Origin of the sequence: Paenibacillus sp. 598K, from assembly GCF_003851045.1 — a bacterium.
In the GTDB taxonomy this organism is placed as follows: domain Bacteria; phylum Bacillota; class Bacilli; order Paenibacillales; family Paenibacillaceae; genus Paenibacillus_D.
Genome location: NZ_BFBX01000126.1, coordinates 30,551 through 56,597, shown reverse-complemented (window position 1 = coordinate 56,597; position 26,047 = coordinate 30,551). Strand labels below are relative to the sequence as shown.

Here is a 26,047-nt window from a genome sequence, read left to right as displayed (position 1 = left end):
ATCGGCCTGGCGCTGGTGTCGCCGTGGATTGTCGGATTTCTTGTATTTACGTTATACCCGCTGCTCAATTCGCTCTATCTGAGCTTTACGCAATCGACGATCTTCGGCGCGAGCCGGTGGACCGGCATCGACAACTACGTCAAGCTGTTCACCAACGATATCGAATTTTGGCCGTCGATCCGCATCACGCTGCTCTATGCGCTGCTCTCCCTGCCGCTTGGCGTCATCGGGGCGCTGCTGGTCGCGATGCTGCTCAACAACAAGCTGCGCGGCATCGGCACGTTCCGCACGATCTACTTCCTGCCGGCGGTCATGCCGGAGGTGGCGGTCGCCCTGATCTGGCGCTGGATGTTCAACAGCGAGACGGGCATCATCAACTATACGCTCTCGCCGGTCTACAACGCCTTCGGCTGGCCGCGTCCCGACTGGTTCGGCGACCCGAGCTACGTGCTCGGCGCCTTTATCATCATGAGCCTGTGGGGCATCTTCGGGACGAACACCGTCGTCTTCCTCGCCGGACTGCAGGGCGTGCCCAAGTCGCTCTACGAGGCGGCGGAGATCGACGGCGCGGGGGCGCTCACCAAGTTCAGACATATTACCGTGCCGCAGATCTCGCCCGTCATCCTGCTCCAGGTCATCATGGGCATGATCGGCGCGTTGCAGATCTTCACGATCGCGATGTTCGTAAGGCCGACGACAGGGGCAGGCAAGTTCATGAACCAGCTCGTCTACGAGCGCGGGTTCACGCAGATGCAGATGGGCGAAGCGTCCGCCATCGCCTGGGTGCTGTTCCTGATCATCCTGACGCTGACGCTGCTGGTCTTCCGCTCGAGCCCGGCATGGGTCCATTACGAATCGGAAGCGAAGCGTTAAGGAAGGAGGAGATTACCGATGTCCCATAGCAGAACCGCCGGACTGTCCTCGCCGCAGGCGAGATGGTCCAAGCGCGTGAATCGAACGCTCATCTATGTTATCATCACCTTGCTGGCGGCGGTCATCCTGGTGCCCTTCTTCTGGATGATCTCGACGGCGCTCAAGCCCAATGCGGATATATTCGCGTGGCCGCCGCAGTTCCTGCCGGACCCGCCGCAGTGGAGCAACTTCGCCGAGGCGTGGACGGCCAGGCCGTTCCATATCTATCTGACCAATACCGTGTTCATCGTCGTGCTTGGGCTGATCGCCGAGCTGGTCAGCGCCACGCTGGTCGCGTACGGGTTCGCCCGCTTCCGCTTCCCGGGCAGCAGCTTCATCTTCCTGGTGCTGCTGGCGACGATGATGCTGCCGTTCCATGTGACGCTTATCCCGACCTTCCTGATCTGGCAGAAGCTGGGTCTGGTCGGCGAGTTCGATCCGCTCGTGCTGCGAGCGTGGACGGCGTGGGGACCGTTTTACATCTTTCTGCTGCGGCAGTTTTTCCTGACGCTCCCCCGGGAGCTGGACGACGCAGCCGAGATCGACGGGGCCAACTTTTTTCAGACGTTCTACTATATCATGCTGCCGCAGATCAAGCCTGCGCTGCTCGCGGTGGCGATCTTCGCCTTCCGCGGCTACTGGAACGACTTCCTAGGCCCGCTCATCTATCTGTCCGACATGGATCGCTATACGCTGAACGTCGGGATGTACTTCTTTATGGGCGGGATCAACGAAGCGCCGCAGTGGAACTACCTGATGGCGATGTCGACGCTGGTGGCGCTGCCGGTCATCGTGCTGTTCTTCGCGGCCCAGCGTTACTTTATCGAGGGGATCACCTTCACGGGGATCAAAGACTGACGTCCCGCGACTGTTCGCGCGATTGGTCAGCATGGGCGCTCCTGGCGTCGCCCGTGACCGCTCTGTATCGGAGTAGACGGATGGAGGAGTGCGGAGAATAGAGAGCAGCGATGCTCGATAGGAGGAACCATATGACTAGAGAAGATAAGACTGCGTCGACGGAGGAGACGGTCATGGCCGTCCGCGCGGCGGCCAATCCGTTGATCGGACCGGGGGATATCGTCCCGTCGTATCCGGACTGGGAGGTGCTGGGCGTGTTTAACGCTGGTGTCCATCGCCACGGCGACGAGACGATCCTGCTGCTGCGGGTGGCGGAGCGTCCGCGTCAGAGCGACCCGGCGCAGGTGCTCGTCCCGGTGCTGAATGTGGAGGGCTCGGAGGCAGAGCGACTGGAGCGGCCGATGACGATCGTCGCGCTTGATCGCGACGATGCCGGGCTGGACTTCAGCGACCCTCGCGTCGTGCGCGATCGGGCAGGGCAGACGCTGTATCTGACCTCGATCTCGCATCTGCGCGTCGCGCGCAGCCGCGACGGCCTGCGCTTCGACATCGACGAGTGGCCGACGCTGCTGCCGGCTGAAGCGATGGAGGCTTGGGGCATCGAGGACCCGCGCATCACCTGGCTGGAGGATCGATACTATACGACCTATAGCGCCGTCTCGGAGAAGGGCGTCGCGGTCGGTCTGGCGAGTACCGCCGACTTTGCGACGTTCGAGCGGCAGGGACTGATCCTGCCCCCGACGAATAAGGATGTAGCGATCTTCCCGGAGCGGATCGGCGGCAAGTACTGGATGCTGCACCGTCCGGTGCCGGAGGGTCTGGGCTCGCCCGAGATGTGGGTCGCCTCCTCGCCGGACCTGATCCATTGGGGCGACCATCGCTTCCTGATGGGGCTGCGGCCCGGTCTGTGGGATAGCGCGCGGATCGGCGCGGGCTGCGTGCCGATCAAGACCGACCGTGGCTGGCTCATCCTGTATCACGGCGCCGATGATCAGCATAATTATGCGATGGGGGCTGCATTGCTGGACCTCGTGCAGCCTGACCGCGTACTGGCCCGGATGGAGCAGCCGCTCCTGACGCCGGAGGCCGAGTACGAGACGAGCGGATTTTTTGCCAACGTCGTCTTCGCTTGCGGCGCGGTCGAGACGGGAGACGAGATCGTCATGTATTACGGCGCGTCGGACGACACGATGGCGGCGGCGACACTGAGCCTGAAGCAGATCATGGCGCGACTGGCGTAAGCTGCGGCAGAAAGGATACGATACACTATGCAATGGACAACGCAAGGACTGCAACGGGTAGAGGAGCTCGTCTCGGACTACCGGCTGCGAGGCGGCAAGCCGCTCGAAGCGGAGAAGCTTCGCATGACTGGCGTGCAGGGTAAGGACGTCTACAACATCGCCGGCCCGATCAAGGATGACGGCGAATGGGTCATCCCCGGACGCGTCGAGAGCCGGGATAGCGAGATATCGGAGATTCAGTTTTTTGTGCGGCGGGGAGAGGTATGGGAGCCGCGCATCGGCGCGCCGGTCTATGCGCTGCAGGACCCGTTCTTCACCTTTATCGGCGGCGAGCTGGTGCTCGGCGGCGTGCAGACGTTCCCGCATCCGGAGCGCGAGGGCCATCTCGGCTGGCGCACGGTCATGATGAAGGGCGCGTCGATCGCCGAGCTGAAGCCGTTTTTCCAGGGACCGGACTTCATGAAGGATCTGCGCCTGGTCGAGCTGGCGGATGGCGGGATCGGCATCTTCACCCGGCCGCAAGGCGCCAAGGGCGGTCGGGGACAGATCGGCTTCGCCCGCGTCGATCGTCTGGCCGACCTGTCGATCCAGGTGGTCGACGATGCGCCGGTGTTCGACCAGTTCGCTATCGAGGAGTGGGGCGGCGCCAACGAGGTGCACCGGCTGGCCAATGGCAAGCTGGGCGTGCTTGGGCATATCGCCTGCTTTTGCGACTCGGGCAATCGTCATTATTATCCGATGGTATTCGCCGTCGATCCGCAGACGGGGGATTATACGCCGATGGAGATCATCGCCGAGCGCGATGACTTCGAGCCGGGTCCGGCCAAGCGGCCCGATCTGGTCGACGTCGTGTTCAGCGGCGGCCTGCATCGTCGTTCGGACGGCACGGCCGACCTGTACGCCGGCACCAGCGACGCCGAGGCGCAGGTGCTCCGCATCCCCGACCCGTTCCTCAAGTACGAGCAGGCATAATATCGCATGAGAGAGAGCAGCCCGATTAGCGGGCTGCTTTTTTGTTGCCTGCGCGCCGCCGTGCGCTTCTTATGGGCTAGCGCGAGGAGGGGATGTTCCTCTGTTGTGGATCGGGCGGGGCATACGTGGATCGGGCGTGGCACGGCATGGCATGCGAAAGGAACCTCAGTATCGTTATTTTGCTAAAAACAAGCGATTGGAGCGATGAGAGGAACATGAGTGTTCTTATTTTGTCCGATCACCCCCGAAAGGGGCGATTTGGTAAGGAATAGCGTTACCTATGTTCGCTTGCCCCGCCAAAACAGCTGATTGGGGCGAAATAACGCTATGAATGTTCCTTTGCGGAGCGTGAGGCGGGGGGGATGTTCAAGCGGGAGCGCCGCCCCTATAATAGACACTATTCTACGAGGAAAATGGTGAGCTGCCGATGAAACCGCGCTGGGGAGACCGAATCTCCATCTTTCCCAAACTAATCATGGCCTTTTTAGTTGTGTTGTTGCCGTTGTTCGCCCTGAGCATCCAGATGAACGAGCAGAGCAAGACGCTTGTCCGCAAGGAGATCACGCAGACGATCGAGCAGCGGATGGTGTCGTTTATGAGCACGTTGGAGCTGGATTTCAATCGCGCCTTGGGCTTGCAGACCGACTATGTCAACGATGACGATATCGACCTCCTCAGTACGCGGGACGATCTGTCCTATGTCGACTTCACGGAGGCGGTGTCGCGGCTGCAGGATCGGCTGCGGCTGATGAAGAATGCCACGAGCTTCGTAGCCGACAGCTTCGTCGACATCAGTCTGCTCGGGCGCAGAATATCGACGGATGGCTATGGCGAGATTCCGGCCGGGGACGGAGAGGCGCTGAATCGGCCGAGCGACCGCTTCGCGTCGCCGTTCATCGTCCACCAGGGCAAGCTGTGGATTACATTGCCTTACCCGGGCACGCTGAATCGGCAGCCTGTATTTACGCTCGGCTTGGCCATATCGGATGCGAGCCTGACCACGTATCTGGACGAGTTCACCAACCTGCAGGATGGAGGGAGCTTGCTCGCCTATGACGGACTGGCCTGGTCGGTGGCGGGCGGGAGCGTCGAGCCTGACGTGACGGCAGCGGTCAAGGAGCGGCTGCAACGAGTCAACCAGCCGCAACAAAGCGCCCAGTTCCAACACGGCGCCCAACTGCAAGCAAGTGCTCAGCTCCAACGAAGCGCCCAGCCGCCGAGCGGGCAATCGTACGCGCTGAGCCGCGAACCGTACGAAACGCTTAAGGTTAACGGCGAATCGTATTTTCTTTTCTCCTCCCATTCAGCGAAGCTGGGGCTGTCGCTGACGGTATTCGTCAAGGAGAGCAACATCATCGGTCCCCTAAAGCTCTACAAGGATCGGGTACGGTGGCTGTCGATCGTCTCCTTCGTCATCGTCGTCCTGTTCTCGTACTGGATCTACCGGCTGATCCACCGGCCCTTGGCCCAGCTCGTCTTATCCTTCCGCAAGCTGGAGCGGGGCGATCTAGACGCGGCGATGCAAGGGCGAGGGACGGGAGAGTTCAGCTATGTGTTCGATCGCTTCAACAAGACGGTCTACCGTCTGAAGGAGCTGATCGACGAGGTATATGTGCAGCGGTACCAGGCCAAGGTAGCGGAGCTGAAGCAGCTGCAATCGCAGATCAATCCCCATTTCCTCTACAACTGCTTCTTTAACCTGTATCAGACCGCAAAGATGCATGAGATCGAGCAGGTCATCCGGGTTACGCGCAGTCTGGGAGAGTATTTCCGCTATATTACGAGAGGCAACGACCATATCCGTCTGGAGGAGGAGATCAAGCATGCCCAGGCGTATGCGGACATTCAGGAGATCCGGTTCGAGGATCAGATACGAGTGGAGTTCGATGCGCTGCCGCCCCGCTGGCGAGATCGCGAGATACCGAAGCTGATCGTGCAGCCATTGCTTGAGAACGCATACAATCACGGCTTGGAGGATCGGGATGAGCCCGGCTTCATCCACATTGGCTTCATCGAGGAGGGGCGATGGCTGATGATCTACGTCGAGGACAACGGGGATTTGTCGGAGGAGCAATTGGCCAAGATTCATAGCTTGCTGGCGCAAAAGCAGTCGCCGCTTGAAAATACGGGGCTCTACAATGTGCAAAGACGGCTTCAGCTGTATTTTGGGGACGAGGGCATGATGACGGCGGACAGGTCGGATCGCGGCGGACTTCGGATCGCGCTGCGCCTGCCTGCGGACCATAATGGAGGCGAATGACATGTACAGACTGCTGATCGTAGATAACGAACCGAAAATCGTCAAAGGGTTACAGCTCATGTTCGAGGAGGAGGCCCCGCTCGAGCTGGAGGTCTACCGAGCCTTCTCCGCTGTAGAAGCGTTGGCTTGCCTGGAGAAAATCAAGATCGATATTATCCTCTCGGATATCCGCATGCCCGGGATGGATGGGCTGGAGCTGCATCGACAGGTGATCCGGCGGTGGCCGCGCTGTCAGGTCGTGTTCCTGTCCGGCTATGACGACTTCCGCTATGTCCAGTCCGCGCTGCGCCAGGGCGGCGTAGACTATGTGCTCAAAACCGACGGCGACGAGGCGATCATAGCCGCAGTCGCCCAGGCCGCCGAGAAGCTGTCGCAGCAGATGGAGACGGAGCGATGGGTACAAAGTGCCGCCGAGCGGTTCCAGGAGACGCTGCCAATGCTGCGCAAGGAGTATGTCACCCAACTGTTGCGCGGAGAGCAACAGGCGTCGCAGGGGAGAATGGACGAGCTTGGCATCGCGCTGGACACCGGGCGCGAGGTGCTGATGGTCGTGGGCCGTGTTGATCGTTGGCGGGACGACTTGTCGCCCAGAGATCGGACGCTGCTCTCGTATGCCATCCAGAACATGGCCGAGGAGCTGTTCGAGCAGACGACGGCGGTTTCGATTATGCCGGAGGCCTCCCGTTTCGTATGGCTGCTGCAGTCCGACACGGAGGCGCTGGCGCATTTTGTCCAGGGCACGCTGGAATCGATCCAGTCGGCATGCAAGACTTACTTGAAGGTGACGATGTCCTTTGCGATCGGGGCTCGTTCGTCGGATTGGGCGGTACTGCCGACCCGTTACGCCGAGCTGAACGAGGTGTTGTTCCACGGCCTCGGAGCGGGCGAGGAGATGCTGTTGACGGATCGGCATCTGGAGAGTGCAGGGAAGTCGGACAAAAGCATCTACGAGCTGCAAGCGAGGAGCACGCTGCAGCGGCTGCTGACGATGGAGCCGGAGGGATCGCCGGGCGCGAGGGAGGACTTCGCGGAGACGTACAGGAAGCTGAAGGCGCTCTCCTTGCATTGTCGGCATGAGGTGGAGGTGCTGTCCGAGATTTACTATGGCCTTGGGTACTTGCTGATCTCCTTGACCAACCGCAATCGCAGCGGAGCGATATCGCGCGAAGCCTTTGATTACCAGTGGAAAAGTCTCGGCGAGCATTCCTCCTGGGAGCAAGCGCTGCGTTACCTCGACGATCGTCTGGACAGCTGGGTCCATTGGCAGGAGGAGCAGCGCGAGGAAAACACGCATTCGATCATCGGTCAGCTGAAGAAGTATATCGCCGATCATCTGGATCAGGATGTGTCGCTCAGCCGATTATCCGACATTGTCTATTTGAATCCATCGTACCTCTCCCGCCTGTTCAAGCAACAGACGGGCATCGGCGTGCTGGACTACACCAAAGAAATGAAAATCTTGAAAGCACAGGATTTGTTAAGCCACTCTGCGCTCAAAATCCATGAGGTGGCCAGTCGCGTCGGCTTCGACTCGGCCAATTATTTTGGACGCTTCTTCAAAAAGGAGACCGGCATGACGCCCCAGGAGTACAGAGACAGGAAGTAAAAAATTGAATGCGCGATGTCAAAAACGTGCGATTTCGCCTCCAGACATCCGCTCCTATAATTAAGAGCGTAGGACAGCTGCTCTATACAACACGACTCAAGGGGGATTGGCATGAAACGCATGGCAAAATATATCGGCCTGTCGTTGACGATTGTGATGCTGCTCATGAGCGCCGCTTGCGCCAATGGCAATAACGGCGGCAACAACAGCAAAGGCAACCCAAGCGGCGCGTCTACCGGTGCGACCAACACAGAAGGAAGCAACAACGCTTCTGAAAACGCTTCAAGCGAAGCGATCGATCCATTCGGCAAATACGACCCGCCCATCCAGGTAGCTATTGCCCGAGGCACGGATTCGACCGTGAAATTTAAGGATGGGGAGTCGTTCGACAAAAACGCCTGGAACGCTGCCTATGCCGATCGACTGGGCATTCAGCTCTCGAACAAGTGGGTCGTGCAAAGCGATCAATACGATCAAAAAATGAATGCTTCCATCGCTGCAGGAGACCTGCCGGATGTGTTCCGAGTCAACGCGGTGCAGTTCAAGCAGCTTGCCGATGCGGGGCAACTGGAGGATCTGACCCAGGTCTATGAGAAGTACGTGTCTCCGCTCGGTCGGGAGCTGATCGAGAACGGTGCCATCGCCAAATCGGCGTCTACGGTAGACGGCAAGCTGCTGGCGATTCCGCAAGCGGAGGACTACTTTGGCAACGCGCCGCTGTTATGGGTGCGCATCGATTGGCTCGCCAAGCTGGGGCTTCCCGAGCCGTCGACGATGCAGGACGTATTCACGATCTCGGAGGCTTTTACCCAGCAGGACCCGGACGGCAACGGCAAGCCGGATACGTATGGCCTGGCGCTCTCCAAGGAGCTGTTCAGCGGCTACCCGGATGTGACCGGATTCATGAACGGATTCCACGCGTATCCGAGGATATGGGTCAAGGACGACGCAGGCCAGCTCGTCTATGGCAGCATCCAGCCGGAGGTCAAGGCCGCCCTCGCCAAGCTGCAGGAGATGTTCAACGCCGGCCAGATCGACAAGGAGTTCGGCGTCAAGGACGGCAGCAAGGTATCCGAGCTTGCGGTGAACGGGAAGCTTGGCATGCATTTCGGCGCGATGTGGAACCCGCTCTGGCCGCTGCAAGGCAACAAGGACAAGGAGCCGCAGGCAGACTGGAAGGCGTTCCCGATCCCATCCATCGACAGCAACCCGGCCAATGCGCAGAGCAGTCTGGACTACAACACCTTCTGGGTCGTGCGCAAGGGCTACGAGCATCCCGAGGCGATCGTCAAGCTGTTTAATGTGACGACGGATATCTTCGCAGGGGACAGCCAGAACCCGGACGTCTACCATGGCAAGGACGGCATCGAGTTCCACAAGTACGCGTTGCTCACGAATACCGGCACAGGCAAAGGCCTGATCGGCGCGCAGCAAAATGTGAAGGCTGCTCTGGAGTCGGGCGATGCGTCGAAGCTGACGGCCGAGGAAAAGGGCTATTACGATAAAATCGTCGCCTATCAGGGCGGAGATGCTACAGGCTGGGGCACGGATCGCGTATTCGGCGCCGAGAGCGCTTGGTCCGTCATCGGCCAGTATTACGATCAGAACAAGCAACTGACGACGAATGAATTTATCGGCGCCCCGACGGCCACGATGGGAGACCGCAAAGCGACCCTGGAGAAGCTGGAGCTGGAAACGTTCACGAAAATTATTCTTGGCGCTTCGCTGGATGAATTCGACAGCTTCGTGGCGAGCTGGAAAAAGCTCGGCGGGGATCAGATTACGGCCGAGGTTAACGAGTGGTACGCAACGAAATAAACCGGCTGGCAAGGATCGGGGCCGTGCGCGGCCCCATCGATGCCGCTCCTAAGGTGGCTTGACATATGTTCCGAAAAATCGGCTCGCGGCAACTGCCGCTTCATCTGATGGTGCTGCCGGCGCTGCTGCTCGTTCTTGTATTCAGCTATGGTCCGATTGCCGGACTCGTCATTGCTTTTCAGAAATATTCGATCGTCAAAGGCATCGGGGACTCGGAATGGATCGGCTGGGACAACTTTCGTTATGTGTTTGCCTTGCCGGGGACAGGCGACGTCATCTGGAATACCGTCTATATCTCGTTTATGAAAATCGTCGCTGGATTGTTCGCTCCCATCGTCACTGCGCTGCTGCTCAACGAAGTCCGCGTGTCGTTCATCAAGCGCGGCGTGCAGACGCTGATCTATTTGCCTCACTTTTTATCGTGGATTATTTTGGGCGGGATTATGATCGATATCCTTTCCCCCTCCTACGGCCTGGTCAATCAAGCGCTGGCGTTTATCGGACTGGAGCCGATCTTTTTCCTGGGGGATAATCGCTGGTTCCCTTATATGCTCGTCCTCTCCGATGTGTGGAAGGAGTTTGGGTTCAGCACGATCGTCTATCTCGCTGCGCTGACGAACATCAATCCGACCTTGTACGAAGCGGCGGTAATGGACGGCGCCGGACGGTGGAAGCAGACGCTCCATGTGACGCTCCCGGGCATGCTGCCGATTATCGTTCTTATGTCGACATTAAGTCTGGGCAATGTCCTGAATGCAGGCTTCGAGCAAGTGTTTAACCTGTACAGCCCGCAAGTGTACGAGAGCGGCGATATTATCGACACCCTGGTCTACAGGCTTGGCCTGGTCGATGGCCAATACGCGGTAGCGACCGCCATGGGGATGTTCAAGTCCGCTGTATCCGTCGTGTTCGTATCCGTTTCTTATTATCTGGCCTATCGCTTGGCGAATTATCGGATTTTCTAGAAGGAGGGAGAGCGAAAGGTGACCTATACTTCCTTCAGCGGGAAACTGTTTGCGGCGGCCAACTATGTTTTTCTGATTTCGATCAGCCTGTTGTGCATCTTTCCGCTTGTTCACATTTGGGCGATTTCGTTTAGCTCCAGCACGGCAGCGAGCGCCGGGATCGTGGAGCTGTGGCCGGTTGATTTTACCTTCAAGTCCTATTCTTTCGTGCTGCAGAAGCAGGAATTCCTGCGTTCCATGCAGATTAGTGTGCAGCGCGTCGTGCTGGGCGTTGCGGTCAATATGCTGCTCACCGTCATGCTCGCCTACGCGCTCTCCAAGGAGTCGCGAAGCTTTAAGGGCCGAACCTGGTATGCCTGGTTTTTCGTGCTGACGATTTTTATCAATGGCGGGTTTATCCCGTGGTATCTCGTCATCAAGGAAGCCGGCTTGCTGGACTCGCTGTGGGCGCTTATCGTACCGGGCGCGGTGCCGGTGTTTAATGTGGTGCTGTTGCTTAACTTTTTTCGCTCGCTTCCCAAGGAGATCGAAGAGTCGGCCTTCGTGGACGGCGCGAGCCATTGGACGATTTTGTGGCGGATCTTCCTTCCGTTATCGTTGCCGGCGATTGCGACCATCGGATTATTTGCGATTGTTGGCCATTGGAACGCCTGGTTTGACGGTCTGATCTTAATGAACTCGCCGACCAATTATCCGCTTCAGAGCTATCTGCAGACTGTCGTCATCAATCACGATCTGTCCTTGATCAATTCAAGCGATATGACCATGCTGGCCGAGGTGTCCGATCGGACGCTGAAGGCGGCGCAGACGCTGCTGGGCGCACTGCCCATCTTGATGGTCTATCCATTCCTTCAGAAGTACTTCGTCAAAGGGATGGTGCTGGGCAGCGTAAAAGAGTAAGGATCAAGCTTCATACACGGGCAAAGGAGCGGATCTTCATGAAGGTTACTGGAAAAACGGCAGGCAAGCTGGCGAAATGGGGCGCGCTGCTCGGACTGTTATCGACGCTGCATGGGATAGTCCCCTCAGGCCAGGCGGAAGCGGCAGGGAATGTGAAAATCAACGTCAACCTGGCAGCGCAAGGCCCTGTGATGGATAACAAACACGAGATGATCAATGTATGGGATTTTCGGATTCATTGGACCTCCGAAGCGACAGGCCGGCCTGCGTCTTATTTTGCTACGCAATACCCCTTTGTGAAAAACGTGCAGTTTATGACGGCAACCGGCGGCAGTGCGGAGCGCGATTTATTCGTGAACCCGAATGACAGGTCGACGATGACCGATTACAAATTCGACGAGCTGCTGACTGCCTTGCACAACGTCGTCGATCAGGGGCTCAAGCCCTTCATCAAGACCGGAGCCGTACCGCTGAAGTTCACGGCTAATCCGCATATCTCCAGCGCGTTTGGCGTCAACGTCAGACCGCCGGACAACTACGATGTGTACTACAACTATATTAAAGCGATCGCCGATGCGGTCGTTGCGGAGTTTGGCATCAATGAAGTGAAGACGTGGACCTGGGGCGTGCTGACCGAATACGAAAACGCCGATTGGTTCATCGCGGCCGACGGTTCGCCGAACACGACGAAAATCGCCTATTTCAAGCTCTATGATTATACGGTAGCCGCCCTGGAAGCCGCGATCGGCGCCAATAATCTGAATGTCGGCGCCCATAGCATGTCCGTTATCAATGCACTATGGGACGAGCGGGATTTCATCGACCATGTGGCGACGGGGACGAACTACAAGACGGGTGCGATCGGCACGCAGATCGACTATCTCGCCGCCTCTTATTACGATGGCGCTCCCGGCGTGGGCAGCTCCGGCAACTCATTTGCGGATACGATCAACCTGCTTCGCGACAAAGCCCACTCGGTCGGCCTCACCAACCTGAAATTCGGGATCGACGAGGGCAGAATCCTGAACGGTCCGGGGGACGACAATCGCGCCTTGTTCTCCCGCATCGTCGCGCATAGCTATCAGGGGACGTACGACGCCAAGCTGTTCAAGATTATGAACGACTCCCAGATCGACTACTTGTCCACCTGGGGACTGAGCACGGAGGCATTCTGGGGCGGCGTGACCCCCGTCAGCACCCACATCGCCAACCTGACGTACAAGATGGTCGGCGACCACCGGGTCGGCCTGGCCGTCACCGGATCTGCGGCGGACCCTGCCAATGAGATCGATGGCGTCGCCAGCTTCAATCGGGGTACGAACACGGTCCATGTGATGACTTACAATCACAATCCGAACATGAATGCCAATGTCACGGAAACGCCAACGCTGACGATCGATAACATCGCCCCGGTGTCAGGCAACACAGTCACGGTCAAGCAGTGGATCGTCGACGATACGCACGGCAACTTCTGGCAGACCTGGGTGAACGATGTGGTCGCACGAGGGATGCAGAACACGGCGTACAGCTGGTCGAAATATTCGATGGAGGTGCCCAAGTATCTGGTGCACGCGTCGGATCGGAACTACTGGTACTCCCGCGAGTCCGTCTACAAGGCGTTAGCCACGATCACGCCAACGACGACGACGGCAACCGTCACCGGTAACAAGCTGGTGCTCCAGCCGACACTGACGACTCACGGCGTCGTATTCTACGAGATTACGAATGCGACCAATACGGTGACGACGACCCCGATGACGGACGATCTGAACGACTGGAGCAAAACGTATGCCCATAGCTCGGGCCTCGCCTTCGATACGGCCAATGCATCGGTGCTAGGGGACAACAGCCGCGTCACTCGCAAAAACACCAACGCGACGCCTGCCGAGCATGTCATCTATAAGTACCCCGGGATCAGAAGCTTCAGCGCGACCGGCTTGTTTGCGACGCATGCGGAGGCGATCAACAACTTCAAGCTCTATACCTCGCCGAACGGCACGACCTGGACGCAGCAGACGGGTTGGACCAGCTCGGATGCGCCCATCAACGGCGGAGACTGGACGAGACGGGTGTACACCTTAAGCTCCGTGCCAGCCGGTACCGAATATGTGAAGGTTGAATTCCCGACGGGCGGAGCACTGTCGTACAGTCCGCAACTGAGCAAGGTGAACCTCAATTACGTGTACAATCATGTGGTGAATCCGAGCTTCGAGGACAATACGGCGTCGGTGCAATCGCCATCGAGCTGGTACACGACAGGCAAGGACCTGAGCGGCGATTACACCGAGGGTGGCGCTTATAACGGTTCGTATAAGCTGGTGCATTGGAAAAACGCCCCTTATGAAACGTACACCTATCAGACGATGACAGGGCTCAGCAACGGGCTCTACACGCTCAAGGCGTGGGTGAAAAACGATTATGGCGGTCTCGGCACAGCCTATATGCAGGCCAAGGATTACGGCGGCTCCGGCGTCACGACGAATATCCCGACTGCCTCGGCCTGGACGCAGATCAGCATCCCCAACATCAACGTCACGAACGGCCAATGCACGATCGGCTTCTACTCCAACTCGCCAGCGTCGAGATGGTACTATGTCGATCAGGTGGAGTTCGTTAAGCAGTAGCAGAGCGTGCGCGGGTGCGATGTAGGGTAGCGGCGCAGGGGAAGGGTAGCTTAGGGCAGAACATAGCCGCACAAAGAGCAGTAGCACAGTCCGCATAGCAACCAGTGCCAGTAGTAAGAATTAGCGCATAGCGGTGCGCGCCTGCAAGAAAAACTTGTCCTGGTCGAGCCTGGCCGCCGGTATACGGGATTCCGAGTAGTCTTTGCACTGATTTAACTGCAATAATACCTTTATTTATACCCTAAACTGCACATAGACCGAATTTAACTGCAAAAGTACAGTTATTTTTGCGGATATGCACACATTCGGCGTAATCGCGATGAATTAACTGCACAATTGCACTTATTTAACCGTTTCGACGCAGTTTTGCCGAAATTAAAGGTAGTTTTGCAGTTGTTGCTTTTTCACATGCTGAAGGTGGAATGGATAAGCAGAGTTTTCTATAGGCCATTCGTAGCCAACTTCCTTTGGCTCGTTTTTGCATAAAAACACTCTTGTCTTGGGCGGTTGGGACGATGAGGGGGAGAGAGTGCTCGCGGATAGTGGACGCCGCATGTGCAGCTGAAGACTAACGTTTGCGACGTACATGCTCCGACTTGCGTACGCGGGGGTTGACGCTGGCCGGTTGCTTGCTAATCCATCGCAGGAAACGGGCCATCTCTGGCTCGGCTTGCAGCGCTTCGATCGTCGTCAGCTCGCGTGCGACGAGGTCGGCATTCGTGTAGAGGGCGTGGATCTGACGGTGACAGGCGCTGCAGATGTCGGCAGTAGGCTGGCCGGCCCCGCCCTTTTCCTTGGGAGTGAGGTGATGAACGGTCGTCTCGAGCGGCTGGCGTCCGCAGAGCATACACTGATCCGATCGGCTGGGACTCATACGTCGACGTCTCCTCTCGCAGTCTTTTGCCACCAGTATAGCGCCTTGACGAGCGGGATGCCAATCTCGTCCATGCCAGACCAGATGCCCGTCAGGCGAGGCCGCATGTTGCGTCCAGACCTGACGGGCATTTGGTTGATTTGGTGCAATATTGGATGAAGCTCCTCGCGTCGTACAAGGACGATGAAGCAGTTAATTCGGCATGCATGATCGGAAGGGGGTTATCCTATAAGACGGGCCGTCGCTATCCGCTGCAAGTCACCGCTGAGCTTCCCGCCGTGCATGCGCTGTCTGCTGCCGGCTTACCGCAAGGCTTCCCGCCAAGCAGCCTCTAGGCGCAGCTGCTGGTGCTGGTGATGGCGATAATGCATCTCGACCAGTTGGAACCACTCCAGTGCGTTCAGCCCGCCCATTCGCGGGTGGAGAACAGTGCGGTGCGCGAGCTGTTGGGGCGATTCCGCGCGCGCGGAGGCAACTGAATCAAACGCTGCCGCAATCCTCGGCTCGAGCTCGGTCATCCGACGCGCCGTCTTCCGCAATCCCTCGATCAACTGCTCCTTGCTCTCCGGCTGCTGCGGCGTATACTGCGGGGACGGAGGAACCTGGACCCGATCGGGCGGGAAGCTCCCCGCTTGGAACAGCGCGACGCCAAGCTCCGTCTTGCCTGCTTGCGTTCCTTCCGCGCTCTCATCCGTATCAAGGCATAATGCGGCATTCTTCAGCTGCATCATCTGCGCAGAGCCGACGAGATGCATGTACATCTGACCTAGCGACCATTCGTCTTGCGCTGGCTTCCATAGCAGCTGCTCAAGCTCGGAGTCCTCTACAGCTCGAATGTAACCGTCCACTGTTTCCTCGAATATACGCAACGTCTCTTTCGTATCTCTTCCCATGTACCGATCCTGCTCCTCTCAGTCTAAGCTGAGTCCAGCATACATAAACGCTACTGACAGCAGCTTGTCAGTAGCGTTGAGTCAAGCGATTAATTTCTTCGCGCATTCGCTCGCGCAGCGATTCCGGCTCTAGCACATACACCGATGCGCCCCAGCCGAGCGTCCATTGGAGGAGGTCCGTGGCTTGCCTGACGCGGAACGTAGCCAGCCATCCGCCGTCGCCGGGCTCAAGGGATTCCATATAGTAGTTGTCCGATTCCCGCACCCGATCCACAATCGCTGGGTCGACCCACAGGCGGACGACCAGACACCGATCATCTACTGGGCGATAATCCTCGAAACGGAAGTCTGGATCATTGCGGAACGACTCCTCCAGCAGGACCAGCCGATGCATGCGAGACAGTCGGAAATGTCGGATGTCTTGTCTCAGCTCGCACCAAGCAACGAGCATCCACACCCCTTTGGACAACACGAGCCCGTAGGGAGCTACCGTTCGCTCGCTATGGCGGGGTTCTTCCGAGGCCGCCGACGCTTTGGCGTAGCCAAAGCGCACCTTGCGATGATGCAAAATCGCTTGGCGCAGCTGCTTGAACGCTTCTTTCTCGAGGCCGTGCGTCTGTTCCCTTTTGACATTCAACAGTCGAATCGTCGAGCGGAGCTGCTCAGCCTCCTTACGTACGTGATCCGGCAAAATCGTCTCAATCTTCTCCTGCGCGCCTCTAGCCTTCGCACCGAACTCGGCGTCCAGTCTCATACTCACAAAATCCGCTCCAATCAGAAGCGCAACCGCCTCCTCCGACTGAAAGCTGATCGGCGGCAAAAAGTAGCCCTCCATCAGGGAGTAGCCGATCCCCGGCGCCCCTGCCACCGGAACGCCAGCTTCGCTTAACGCCTGGACGTCGCGATAGATCGTGCGCACACTCGTCTCAAACTTGGCCGCCAGATCCTCGGCGCGCAGCACGCCTTTACGCTGTAACTCAATGACAATGGCCAGCATGCGGTCGGTTTTGTTCATTGTATCGGTATCCTTTTCATAGGCTTGGTGTTGGAGATCTTATACCAAAAGTATAACGCAGCGTCGTAGTCATGGCTATGCGGGCATGATCGGCACTGGCGCTACGCGACAGCGCTTGAGGTGCGCAAACCCGGATTTGCATGGGAGCTGGAAGGGAGGCACGCTCTCGTATAGGAGCTAGAAGGGGCGAGCATGCAGTAGTCCGACCGCTGTCATGCCGCCGGACCTCGTACGCTGGGAGTTGCGAGCGGAAAGAGCGCCTATTGACATACGCTAACGCTCGCCCCGGCGCTTATTTGGACGTATTAGCGTCCTTCCTCATCCTAACGCTTGTCACAGCGATTATTGAGCTGAAACCCGATAATTTTTGCATTTTTTTCGTAAATAAGCGCTACCACGAGCGTTAGAATATAAATCCAATTTGAATAGGTGAAATAAGGTCGAAGGTGAGCGTTAGCTGAGAGAGGGGGCCAAAATGCTCAGGTCTGAATTTGAGGAAAATAAACCTGGCAAATTTCCGCCTGACCGCCGTGTAGTTGGTCAAATCTCGGCTAGTGAGTCTGGACTCTTTCCGTAAGCTCTATCCGTCGCGCGCTCCTATCCGACGCGCTCCAACTAATTGCTGCACTCTACCCCTCATTTTGTTATATTTCACCTCTCTCCTTTTTTTATGCTGCCCCGCTGGGATCAGATTCCCGCTGAGAAGTCCTGCCGTCCTCTGTATACATTTTTGCATAATTCACTTCTTCCCTTCCCTGCTCGTGCCAACCGAAAATTGAGCCGTTGAATTTGTATTCGCGTTCCGCGTTGCTAGTGTTATACTCATTGTTATGGAATCTACTACAACGCTAATATAACGGGTGGTGAGCGCTTATCGAACGCGGGCATCGGTCCTTTATCAGTATCCGGAACAAGCTGATCGTCTTCTGTCTGCTCGTCATCCTCATCCCGATCGTCATCATGTTCGTCAACTCGTACCGCTCCTCCCAGCAGCTGCTGGAGCGCAAGTATACCGATCTGATGATGGACGTGCTGACCCAGTCGAATCTCCGGATCGAGGAGTTCCTGGAGGAGGCCAAGAAGATCTCGCTCCTCTCCAGCTATGGACTCAACAGCTATGTGACGGCGGTCTCGCAGGAGCATTATCCGATCCAGAACTTCCTGCTCGATACGTCCAAGGAAAACGAAAATCAGGCGACGCAGCTGCTGCTCAACTATATCACGATGAAGGATCGGGCCATCGCGATCTATGTGTACAACCTGAACGGCGGCGACGACTTGTACATCCATCCGAACTCGCCGATCGACTACACGTACGATCCGCGCGGCGAGCCGTGGTTCGGCGAGTTCCTCGCCTCGGAGGCGTATACGACTGACCTGCCGCCGCGCATCGATCAGCAGGTGAGACTCTCGGACAACTGGGCGATCTACAACGTCAGGAAGATCTTCGATATGGAAAACGGCGAGCTGCTCGGCGTCATGGTCGTCAGCATCGACATCCGCTTCATCGACGAGCTGAATACGCGGATGCAGGACAGTGTGCGCCAGGCCTTTACGATCGTCGACGACGACAGCGAGATTATCTACAATGCCGACTATGCGCAGATCGGCGATCCGTTCGGACAGAAGTTCCAGCTCGCCGAGCGGAGCGGCGATCCGGCCCGCAACCGTCAGGTCGTCGAGGCGGACGGCGAGGACTATATCTTCGTCAGCGCCTCCTTCGAGACGCATGACTGGTCCTCGTACCTGTACATTCCGGTCAATGAGCTGGCGGTGGAGGGCGATATCTTCAAGCGCAATCTGATCACGATCGTGACGATCCTCGTCCTGTTCGCGCTGTTCAGCTCGGTCTATCTCTCCAACGTCATCACGCGACCGATCAAGACGCTGATGAAGAACATGTCGCTCGTCGAGCAAGGCAAGTTCGACAATCTGACCGATGTGCGCTCCAACGACGAGATCGGGCTGATGGCCGTCCGCTTCCAGCAGATGTCCCAGGAGCTCAAGCTGCTCGTGGATCGCATCTACGAGGAGCAGCGCGCCAAGACCGAAGCGGAGATCCGGGCGCTGCAGGCGCAGATCAACCCGCACTTCCTGTACAACACGCTCAACTCGGTCAAGTGGATCGCCACGATGCAGCGGTCCGAGAAGATCGTCGAGATGGTGGAGTCGCTGATCGCGCTGCTGCGGTATACGACGCGCATGGAGCAGCGCCTGGTGCCGCTCCGGGAGGAGCTGGATTATGTGCGCCATTATATTACGATTCAGAAGGTACGGTACTTCAACCGCATCCGCGTCACCGAGCAGGTGGATGCATCGCTGCTGGAGCAGGCGGTGCTGAAGCTGACGATCCAGCCGCTGGTCGAGAATGCGATCTTCCACGGCGTCGCCGACCGGGAGGGCGGCGGCCAGATCGATATCTCCGTCGTGCGCAGCGGCGAGGCGGAGATGGTGATCGCGGTCGCCGACAATGGCCGCGGCATGGACGAGGAGACGGCGGCGCGGGTGTTCCGCCAGTTGAACGGCGAGGAGCAGGAGACGGGCGGCGAAGGCGGGATCGGCATACGCAACGTCCATACCCGCATCCAGTTCGTCTTCGGACCCGACTATGGCGTGACGTTTACAAGCAAGCCGGACCAGGGGACGATCTTCATGATCCGCGTACCGCTGGATCCGGAGGAGCAAGGAGTGATGACAACATGATCCCATTCATCATCGTGGACGACGAATTGCTGATGCGCATCGGGCTCAAGTGGATGCTCGACTGGGAGTCGCTTGGCTTCCGCCTGGTCGGCGAGGCCTCCAACGGTCAAGAGGCGCTCGAGCTGGCCGAGCGGCTGCGTCCGTCGCTCATCATCACGGATATCAAGATGCCCGTGATGGACGGCCTGGCGCTGATCCGCGAGGCGTCCCGGCTGCTGCCGGACTGTCAGTTCGTCATCATGAGCGTGCTGGACGAGTTCCAATACGCGCAGGAGGCGATCCGGCTCGGCGCGTCCGACTATCTGATCAAGGGCGACATCAAGCCGGAGCAGCTGCAGCAGGTGCTGGCGGGCGTGCGCCGTAATCTGGAGAAGCTCTGGGCGGCGGGTGGCGGCTCGGTGCTGGCAGGCGAGCTCAAGGAAGGCATCGGCTATCTGAAGGAGACGCTGTTCAAGGAGCTGATCAGCGGCTTCCGGGGCGGCGAGGAGGTGGCGGAGCGGCGGGAGGCGCTGCATATCGCGCTCGAGGATGGACCGGTCCTGCTGACCAAGCTGCGGATCGACCGGTTCGAGGAGGTGCGGCAGAAGTACCAGGAGCAGGATGAGAAGCTGCTGCGCTATGCGGTGGTGAACGTCATCGAGGAACTGGTGTCGCGGCAATGGAACCGGGAGATCATCATCGAGAGCTCCTCCGAGTATCTGCTGTTCATGAATCTGCCTGCGTCTGGAGAGGTGCCCGGGGAGACGCTCGATGGCTTGTTCGCGACGCTGGTACAGGCGATGCGCGACTTCCTCGGCATCTCGGTATCGCTCGGTGTCAGCGCCCCAGCCTCCGGCTTTCATGCGCTGAAGAAGGCGTTCCAGGAAGCGGAGGCGGCGATCGGCGAGTTGTTCTTCCGAGAGGAGGCGGTCCGTTACTTCGTGCCTGAGGCACGCGGCGGCCAGCGGGAGACGCGCGAGCTCCACCTCGACCAAGCCGAGATGGCGGAGTTCCGCAGACTGGTGCTGACCGATGACGAGGGCGCGCGGGGGTATGCCGAGGCGATCCGCAGTCGCTGCGTCGACGGCGCTTACTCGGAGAAGAGCGTGCGCCAGCTGTACGCGCGGCTGCTGCTGCTCATCATGTCGGCGTATCCTCATGCGCCAGAGGAGCAGGGAGGGGCGGACGGCCAACGCCTCACGCCGTATGAGCGGATCCTGCTGGCAGAGCGGCTGTCCGATCTGCACGGGCTCCTCCTGGAGACGCTGCGACATCAGCGGGACAGTCGCGAGCTGGATGCGGTCCAGCCCAAGAGCTACGCCCAGCAGGCGTGCGATATCGTCATCGAGCGATATGCCGACGAGGATATCTCGCTGCAGACAGTAGCCGATGCGATCAGCGTCAATGCCTCCTACCTGAGTCGCGTGTTCAAGCAAGAGATCGGCGTGACATTCGTCAGCTTCCTGACGCGGCTGCGGATCGATCAGGCCAAGTATTACCTCAAGCAGCGGCATCTCAAAATTTACGAGGTGGCCAGCCGCGTCGGCTATTCGAACACGACCTACTTCAGCAAGCTGTTCAAAAAGGTGACCGGGGTGTCGCCGGAGGAGTATCGGGGCCTGTCAAGTTGAGAAAGAACATGAACCAGTAAAAGAAGTGCATGGTGCGCCATGCGCTTTTTTGGTATGCGGGCAAACGGTAAAAAAAATAAAGCGAGTGGTAAAGAACGTTGATTTTGGCTGAGCGGGGCTTCCGCTAAGATGGAGGAAGGAATTGCGGAAAGCAATCATCCAATCTCATCGTATGGGGGTAGTGAAGTTGAAGAAAGCAAGCGTATCGTTGCTGCTGGCACTCGGATTGGTGTTGTCGGCATGCAGCGCGAATAATGGTGGCGGCGACGCGACAGGCGGCAATACGGGAGGCAATACAGGCGGAGAGAAGCCGGCCGAGGAGACGCCAAAAACCGAAACGAAGGACCCGGTGACGCTCACGTATGCGATCTGGGATTCCAATCAGGAGAAGGGGCTGCGGACGATCGCCGACGAGTTCGAGGCCGACAATCCGGGCACCAAGATCAACATCACCGTGACGGGCTGGGGCGACTACTGGACGATGCTGGAGGCCGGAGCGACTGGCGGCTCGCTGCCTGACGTGTTCTGGATGCACTCCAATGAAATCTATCGCTACGCCTCCAACGGCATGCTGATGGATCTGAGCGACAAGATCGCTGGCAGCGATGTTGTAGAGATGGATAAATTCCCGGAAGGGCTGACCCAGATCTATAACTTCGAAGGCAAGCAGTACGCGATTCCGAAGGACTTCGACACGATCGGCCTCTGGTACAACAAGACGTTGTTCGATGCAGCGGGCGTCTCCTATCCGGATGACTCCTGGACATGGGATACACTGTACGACGCAGCCAAGACGCTGACCAAGGATGGCGTGTATGGCATCCTGACGCCGTTCCACAACCAAGAGGGTTACTATAACTTCATCTACCAGAACGGCGGCACCGTCATCACCGACGACAAAAAATCCGGCTACGACGATCCGAAGACGATCGAAGCGCTGGAGTTCTACACCAAATTTATCCGCGACGGTCTCTCGCCGGCCATCTACGGCGACAGCGAGCGCGCCGAAGCGTTGCAAAACGGATTGGTAGCGATGGGCTTCTTCGGTTCGTGGAACCTGTCGGGCTTCTCGTCCAACGAATTTATCGCCCAAAACTTCGATGTCGCCGTCCTGCCGAAGCAGGAGCGTCAGGCGTCGATCTTCAACGGTCTGGGTCACGCGGTCGCTCACAACACGGAGCATGCCGAGGAAGCGTGGAAATTCGTCGAGTACCTGGGCTCCAAAAAAGCACAGGAGCGTCAAGCCGAGCTGGGCGTAGCGATCTCCGCCTACGAAGGAACCGCCAACCTGTGGGTGTCGTCCAACCCGAACTTCAACATCCAGGCGTTCGTGGACATGGTCGACTATGCGGTCATCCGGCCTTACTCCAACACGACAGCGGTATGGGAAGACAAAGCGTACGAGGCGCTCAAGCCAGCCTTCACCGGCGAGAAATCGGTCGAGGAAGCGTCTAAAAATGCAGCAGCGGTCATGAACGAAAGTCTCGCGTCAGAGAAATAGGCGTCTAACTTGATACCAGACCCCAGATTGCGGCTCCTCGTGCAGAGGCGCCGCAATTTGGATAGGAGAAGATAACCGTGAAGAAAAACTGGAATGAATGGTCCTGGGGCTGGTTCCTAATCGCCCCGACAATTATAGGCTTGATGGTGCTCAACATTATCCCGATTATGCAGTCGCTTTATTTGAGTTTCTTTAAGAGCGGGGACTTCGGCCGCGGCAATGTCTATGTCGGCGCCGGCAACTATGAGCGGATGCTGGCGGACTCTCAGGTGATGCACGCAGTGGGCAACACCTTGCTCTACACGATCCTGGTCGTGCCAGTCAGCATCGCGATCGCGATGGTGGTGGCGGTGCTGCTCAATGGCAAGCTGGGCGGCAAGACGGTGTACCGGACGATCTACTTTATCCCGATGGTCGCCGCGCCAGCTGCGGTCACGATGGTCTGGCGCTGGCTCTACAACACCCAGTTTGGTCTGATCAACTACATGCTCAATCAGGTCGGGCTGCCGTCCGTCGATTGGACCAATAATCCGAAGGTGGCGATGCTGGCGATCGCGATCATCGGCATCTGGAGCGTCATCGGCTACAATATGGTGCTGTTCCTGGCCGGTCTGCAGGAGATTCCCAAGGATTTTTACGAAGCCTCCGATATCGACGGGGCGAGCAAATTCAGACAATTTTTCGTCATTACCTTGCCGCTGGTGTCGCCGACGATGTTTTTCGTGCTGGTGACGTCGATCATCCAGGCGATGCAGGTATTCGACGTGATCTATATGATGATTGATGTGACCAATCCGGCGTATGACCGGACGGTCTCGCTTGTCTACTTGTTCTACAACAACTCCTTCAAGTACTCCGACAAGGGCTACGGCTCGGCGATCGTAATGCTGCTGCTCGCAATCATCCTGATCATTACGGTGTTCCAGACGAGAGCGCAGAAGAAGTGGGTCAACTATATGTAAGGAAAGAGGCGTTACGACATGACGGCTAGCAATCGCATGATTAAATTTGCCGCCCATGCGCTGCTCCTGGCGGGAGCATGCGCCATGATATTGCCATTCGTGTGGATGGTGCTGACATCGCTGAAGACCGTAGCGGAGTCAACCTCGATGAATCCCTTTGTGTTCTTGCCCGCCGACTTTCAGTGGGTGAACTATGCCAAGGTGCTGCGGCAAAACGACTTTTTGCAGCTGTACTGGAATACGTTCGCGATGATGGCGCTGCGCGTGTTCTGCTCGCTGTTGTTCAGCGCGATGGCCGCCTATGCGTTTGCGCGGCTGAAATTCCCCGGGCGCGACTTTTTCTTTGGTCTCGTGCTGTTCCAGATGATGGTGCCTACGCAGATCTTCATCATCCCGCAGTACCTGATGGTCGATGCAATGGGGATGCGCAACACGATTTTTGCCTTGCTGTTCCCGGGATTGGTGAGCGCGTTCGGCACCTTCCTGCTGCGCCAGTTTTTCATGGGACTGCCCAAGGAGCTGGAGGAGGCGGCCAAGCTGGACGGCTGCAATATCGGTCAGACGTTCGTCCGCGTCATGCTGCCGCTCGCCCGCTCCGGGCTGGTGGCGCTCGGTATCTTCACCGCACTGTTCGCGTACAAGGATCTGATGTGGCCGATGATCGTCAACACCAACGCCAACGCAGCGACGCTATCATCTGCGCTGGCCAAAATTCAGGGCGCGTACTCCGTCCATTACCCCGAGCTGATGAGCGCGTCGATCCTGGCGATCTGGCCGATGCTGCTCATCTACATCGCCTTCCAAAAGCAGTTCATCGAAGGGATCGCGACGTCCGGCGGCAAGCTGTAGCAGGCAGAGCAGCAATAGAGCTTGACTGGAGCGGGGCGGTCATGGTAGACCTGAGATAAGAAGGCGGGACCGGCGGAGGCAAGGCGCTGCAGGGTCACCGGGAGGGATGGAAAGCGTGCAAGGCACACGAAACGCGGCAAAAGGGTTAAAGCTGTTGCTGCTCCTGACAGTGCTGGCGGGTTGCTCCTCGGAGTCCGGCGACGGAGCCTCGACCTTGCTGGAGCGCTCGGGCGTGCCCGAGGAGCAGGTGGTGCTGCGCTATACGAGCTACCTGCTCGATGCGGCCCAGTCGGGCAAGGCGTACTTCGAGGCGATCTCCGAGTTCGAGGACCGATACCCGTACATCAAGATCGAGACGGACTTTATCCAGAATGCGAACTATACGGCGGGTGTCAAAATTCGGCTGCTCGGCGGCGAGAAGATCGATGTGTTCGATACGTGGTCGCCCAGCCTGTTCCAGGAGTTCCGCCAGCTGCGGGATGATATGTACCTGGACCTGACCGGGATGGACTTCCTGCAGGACATGCTGCCCAACTCGCTCGCTCCCGTCACCGTGGACGGTAAGGTGCTGGGCGCGCCGGAGGTGATGCACAGCAATGGGCTGATCTACAACAAAACGGTGTTCAATCAGCTCGGCCTGGAGGTGCCGCAGACGTGGGAGGAGTTCCTGGCGACATGCGAGACCCTCAAGGCGCATGGCATCATCCCGATCGCGACCGACTCGGAATGGTCGACGGCGCAGTTTTTTTGGGGACCGATGCTGGTCAACGGCGGCGCCAACCCGGAGTGGACGCGGAAGCTGGAGAGCGGCGAGATCCCGGTGGACAACCCGATCTTCGTCGGCGCGATCCGCAAGCACAAGGAGATCATCGAGCGCGGCTATGTGCCGCCCAACTGGCTGCAGCTCAAGCATGAGCAGGCCAAGGATCTGGTTAGTCAGGGCAAGGCGGCGATGATCACGACCGGCTCCTGGAGTCTGCTGAGCATCAAGGAGCGCAATCCGTCCAACGAGATCGGCTTTATGATGATCCCGGGCGATACGCAGACAATCCCTAATATTAACATCGGCACCTATCGCGTCATCAATGCCCGGACCGACTACCCCGAGGAAGCGCGGCTGTTCGTCGCCTATATGAACAGCAAGGCCAATCAGGAGCGGCTCGCCGCCCAGGCCTTGGCGGTGCCGTCGGTCGCCTCGTCGCAGGTCGTCGATCATGTGATCGAGGATATCGCGACACTGCTGCGGCGGGAGGACGCCGTGCTCTACTGGCCGCATACCGTGTCCAACGAGACGCTGCAGATGCGGATACAGGAGGGTGTCAACAAGTATCTGGCCGGCGGTACGCTCGCCGATGCGCTCGCCGATATCGAGGCGGCGCTCGAGGAGCGGAGGAACGGCCGGCGAGCGCGAGATTCGTGAACGCAGCCGCTGTTTTTAGCAGCGTCAACAACGATCCCTGTCTGCTTATGGCGACAGGGATCGT

Annotated in this window: 19 protein-coding genes; 16 read left to right on the top strand and 3 right to left on the bottom strand. The window is 58.2% G+C overall.

All coding sequences use genetic code 11. From position 1 onward, the window contains the following. The 10 genes from PA598K_RS29180 to PA598K_RS29135 all read left to right on the top strand — a co-directional run. The coding region (locus tag PA598K_RS29180) for a carbohydrate ABC transporter permease (RefSeq protein WP_148092008.1) at positions 1–873 on the top strand (873 nt) is incomplete at its 5' end. 18 nt (positions 874–891) lie between these two features. Further along, entirely contained in the window at positions 892–1,770 is an 879-nt protein-coding gene (locus PA598K_RS29175) for a carbohydrate ABC transporter permease (protein WP_128660312.1), read from the top strand. A 131-nt stretch (positions 1,771–1,901) separates the two neighbouring features. Beyond that, the gene (locus PA598K_RS29170; protein ID WP_376739090.1) at positions 1,902–3,011 is read left to right on the top strand and encodes a glycoside hydrolase family 130 protein; all 1,110 of its coding nucleotides are present in this window, start codon (positions 1,902–1,904) and stop codon (positions 3,009–3,011) included. 27 nt (positions 3,012–3,038) lie between these two features. Further along, complete coding sequence (locus PA598K_RS29165; RefSeq protein WP_128660311.1) at positions 3,039–3,983, top strand: DUF1861 family protein; 945 nt, start codon at positions 3,039–3,041, stop codon at positions 3,981–3,983. A gap of 427 nt (positions 3,984–4,410) precedes the next feature. After that, entirely contained in the window at positions 4,411–6,243 is a 1,833-nt protein-coding gene (locus PA598K_RS29160) for a histidine kinase (protein WP_128660310.1), read from the top strand. A gap of 1 nt (position 6,244) precedes the next feature. Continuing rightward, on the top strand, positions 6,245–7,849 hold the full coding sequence (locus PA598K_RS29155) for a response regulator transcription factor (RefSeq protein ID WP_185602296.1): 1,605 nt from the start codon (positions 6,245–6,247) through the stop codon (positions 7,847–7,849). Between the two features lie 111 nt (positions 7,850–7,960). Continuing rightward, positions 7,961–9,667, top strand: coding sequence for an extracellular solute-binding protein (locus tag PA598K_RS29150; protein WP_128660308.1), 1,707 nt, complete (start codon positions 7,961–7,963; stop codon positions 9,665–9,667). A 65-nt stretch (positions 9,668–9,732) separates the two neighbouring features. Beyond that, the gene (locus PA598K_RS29145) at positions 9,733–10,632 is read left to right on the top strand and encodes an ABC transporter permease (RefSeq protein ID WP_128660307.1); all 900 of its coding nucleotides are present in this window, start codon (positions 9,733–9,735) and stop codon (positions 10,630–10,632) included. Between the two features lie 18 nt (positions 10,633–10,650). Continuing rightward, the gene (locus tag PA598K_RS29140; RefSeq protein WP_128660306.1) at positions 10,651–11,532 is read left to right on the top strand and encodes a carbohydrate ABC transporter permease; all 882 of its coding nucleotides are present in this window, start codon (positions 10,651–10,653) and stop codon (positions 11,530–11,532) included. Between the two features lie 38 nt (positions 11,533–11,570). Further along, entirely contained in the window at positions 11,571–14,156 is a 2,586-nt protein-coding gene (locus PA598K_RS29135) for a GH39 family glycosyl hydrolase (protein ID WP_128660305.1), read from the top strand. 568 nt (positions 14,157–14,724) lie between these two features. Here PA598K_RS29135 and PA598K_RS29130 read toward each other — a convergent pair. The 3 genes from PA598K_RS29130 to PA598K_RS29120 form a co-directional block, all read right to left on the bottom strand. After that, on the bottom strand, positions 14,725–15,030 hold the full coding sequence (locus PA598K_RS29130) for an HNH endonuclease (protein ID WP_128660304.1): 306 nt from the start codon (positions 15,028–15,030) through the stop codon (positions 14,725–14,727). 302 nt (positions 15,031–15,332) lie between these two features. Next, entirely contained in the window at positions 15,333–15,923 is a 591-nt protein-coding gene (locus PA598K_RS29125; RefSeq protein ID WP_128660303.1) for a DinB family protein, read from the bottom strand. Positions 15,924–15,990: 67 nt separating this feature from the next. Further along, a complete protein-coding gene (locus PA598K_RS29120; protein WP_128660302.1) occupies positions 15,991–16,938 on the bottom strand; it encodes a helix-turn-helix transcriptional regulator in 948 nt (315 codons plus the stop codon). Positions 16,939–17,898: 960 nt separating this feature from the next. Between PA598K_RS29120 and PA598K_RS29115 the strand changes: the two genes are divergently transcribed. The 6 genes from PA598K_RS29115 (at position 17,899) to PA598K_RS29090 (ending at position 25,983) form a co-directional block, all read left to right on the top strand. Further along, positions 17,899–19,641 carry a cache domain-containing sensor histidine kinase gene (locus tag PA598K_RS29115; RefSeq protein WP_128660301.1) on the top strand — a complete coding sequence of 581 codons (1,743 nt, stop codon included), beginning with the start codon at positions 17,899–17,901 and terminating at the stop codon, positions 19,639–19,641. Beyond that, positions 19,638–21,251 carry a helix-turn-helix domain-containing protein gene (locus PA598K_RS29110; protein ID WP_128660300.1) on the top strand — a complete coding sequence of 538 codons (1,614 nt, stop codon included), beginning with the start codon at positions 19,638–19,640 and terminating at the stop codon, positions 21,249–21,251. Before PA598K_RS29115 ends, PA598K_RS29110 begins: the two co-directional genes overlap by 4 nt. Before the next feature lie 187 nt (positions 21,252–21,438). After that, positions 21,439–22,752 carry an ABC transporter substrate-binding protein gene (locus tag PA598K_RS29105; RefSeq protein WP_221414188.1) on the top strand — a complete coding sequence of 438 codons (1,314 nt, stop codon included), beginning with the start codon at positions 21,439–21,441 and terminating at the stop codon, positions 22,750–22,752. Positions 22,753–22,829: 77 nt separating this feature from the next. After that, the gene (locus PA598K_RS29100) at positions 22,830–23,714 is read left to right on the top strand and encodes a carbohydrate ABC transporter permease (RefSeq protein ID WP_260405667.1); all 885 of its coding nucleotides are present in this window, start codon (positions 22,830–22,832) and stop codon (positions 23,712–23,714) included. 18 nt (positions 23,715–23,732) lie between these two features. Then, positions 23,733–24,563 (top strand): carbohydrate ABC transporter permease, encoded by an 831-nt coding sequence (locus tag PA598K_RS29095; protein WP_128660299.1) that lies wholly within the window; start codon positions 23,733–23,735, stop codon positions 24,561–24,563. A gap of 115 nt (positions 24,564–24,678) precedes the next feature. After that, positions 24,679–25,983: an ABC transporter substrate-binding protein gene (locus PA598K_RS29090; RefSeq protein ID WP_260405666.1), complete on the top strand. Its 1,305-nt coding sequence runs from the start codon at positions 24,679–24,681 to the stop codon at positions 25,981–25,983. Positions 25,984–26,047 lie beyond the last annotated feature (64 nt).